The following is a 1,929-nucleotide window of genomic DNA, read 5'->3' as shown; positions in this document are numbered from 1 at the left end:
CGAAGGCGTCGAGGAACTGCCGCGTGTCGACCACGGTCACCAGCGCGTCGACGCGGTACCGGGCCGCCGCGCGCGACTCGGTGGTGAACAGGCGGGCCACGGGGGCCGGCTCCGAGATCCCCGAGGATTCGACGACGAGGTTGTCGAACGAGCGCTCGTTCGCGAGCCGCACCACCGCCGACTCCAGATCGTCTTGAAGCTCACAGCAGATACAGCCGTTCGACAGCTCCGTGACGCCCTCGACGTCGACCTCGGACCCCTCGGCGATCAGGTCCGCGTCGACGTTGACGTCGCCCATGTCGTTGACGAGGACCGCGATGTCGCGGTCGCCCGCGTTCCCGAGCAGGTGGTTCAGTAGCGTCGTCTTGCCGGCTCCGAGACTCCCGGAGAGCACGGTCACCGGGATGCGGTCGTCGGTCTCGTCGGGGTCGTCCATGTGGGTGAATGGGCGGGAGTCCCCTTCAAGCCCGGCGAGAGCGGAGCGAGTCGGCGACGGGACGGCGGTCGGGCCCGAGCCGATACGTTGATACGCTGCGGTCGTCGAACTCGCGACATGGTCGTGTCCGCCGGGTCCGTGGCCTTAGTCAGCATCACGATGACGGTACTGATGATCGCCGCGATGCTGTACCTCGTCTGGGAAACACTCGACAGCGACATCCACAGTCCGAGTCCGGACGACTCGGACGCCCCTGAGCTGGACGCCGGCGACGAGTCCGGCGACGCCGAGGAACCGCAGGGCGAACTGACCGAAGGCAGCTCCGCCTGATCGGCGCATCGCGCGTCGACGGCGAGGACGCATCGTCAGATCGGACGGACGACCGCGACAGCTTTTAACACGGGCGGACTGTCACGAGAGATAATGACACTCGCCGATCGCATCACGACGTTTCGGGCCACGGTAGAGGAGTGGCTCCGCGGCCTGTACCACGGGATGATCACGCACCCGGCCTACGAGAAGATCGAGAAGGAGGCGGAGGACGTCGAAGACGAGTTCATGCTCGCGTGTTTCCCGGACGCGTTCGGGATCCCGTCGCCGGTGTCGTACTACACCGCGGAGCTGCTCCCGTACCTCGAAGACGAGTTCGAGGCGTGGGAGCGGCGGCTGTGGGACCGCGAGAGCCTCATCGAGCGGAAGGGCCAGCAGTACCACTTCTGATGACGGGACGAGGGGAACGCCGCGACTGATGGAGCCGTTTGTCTTCTTCGGCGGGAAAGGCGGTGTCGGCAAGACCACGGTCTCGTGTGCGTACGCGTACCGCTGCGCGACAGAGGGGGTACGCACGCTCGTCGTCTCGACGGACCCGGCGCACTCGGTTTCGGACGTGTTCGACCAGTCGTTCGGCGACGAGCCGCGGTCGGTGAAGGGCGTCGACGGGCTCGACGCGATGGAGATCGACCCCGAAGACGAGATGCAGCGGCACCTCGACGAGATCCGCGAGTCGCTCTCCGAGCAGGTGTCGGCGGCGATGGTCTCGGAGATCAACCGCCAGCTGGAGATGTCACACGGGACGCCCGGCGCGTACGAGTCCGCGCTGTTCGACGCGTTTGTCGACGTGATGCGCGAGGAGAGCGAGCCGTACGACCGGGTCGTCTTCGACACCGCGCCCACGGGATCGACGCTGCGGCTGCTCGGGCTCCCCGAGTTCCTCGGCGACTGGATCGAACGACTGGTGTACAAACGGAAGCAGTCGATCGACCTGTTCGAGAAGGCCGCCATCGGCGACATGGAGCCCCGGCGGCTGCTGGAGGGCGACCCGGTCATCGAACGGCTCCAGCGGCGCAAGGAGTTCTTCGAGTACGCCGGCGAGACGATGCGGACGGAGGCCGCGTTCTTCCTCGTGTTCAACCCCGACCAGCTCTCCGTCAACGAGACGGCGCGGGCGATCGAGGGGTTCACCGAGCGGGACCTCTCCGTGCGCGGGCTCGTCG

4 protein-coding genes are annotated in these 1,929 nt (G+C 67.0%); 3 read left to right on the top strand and 1 reads right to left on the bottom strand.

Annotation, left to right across the window (positions count from 1 at the left end):
* Window positions 1-436: GTP-binding protein (locus BN903_RS09965; RefSeq protein WP_048077599.1), on the bottom strand; the 436-nt coding region annotated here is incomplete at its 3' end.
* Window positions 437-553: 117 nt separating this feature from the next.
* Between BN903_RS09965 and BN903_RS09960 the strand changes: the two genes are divergently transcribed.
* The 3 genes from BN903_RS09960 to BN903_RS09950 all read left to right on the top strand — a co-directional run.
* Window positions 554-766: a hypothetical protein gene (locus BN903_RS09960; protein ID WP_048077581.1), complete on the top strand. Its 213-nt coding sequence runs from the start codon at window positions 554-556 to the stop codon at window positions 764-766.
* Between the two features lie 93 nt (window positions 767-859).
* Window positions 860-1,156 carry a hypothetical protein gene (locus BN903_RS09955; RefSeq protein WP_048077580.1) on the top strand — a complete coding sequence of 99 codons (297 nt, stop codon included), beginning with the start codon at window positions 860-862 and terminating at the stop codon, window positions 1,154-1,156.
* Between the two features lie 28 nt (window positions 1,157-1,184).
* Window positions 1,185-1,929, top strand: a 745-nt coding sequence (locus BN903_RS09950; RefSeq protein WP_048077579.1) for a TRC40/GET3/ArsA family transport-energizing ATPase, incomplete at its 3' end; no start/stop codon positions are given.

Source organism: Halorubrum sp. AJ67 (assembly GCF_000513435.1).
The sequence above is the reverse complement of the archived record's forward strand: the minus strand, read 5'-3'. Positions and strand labels throughout refer to the sequence as shown.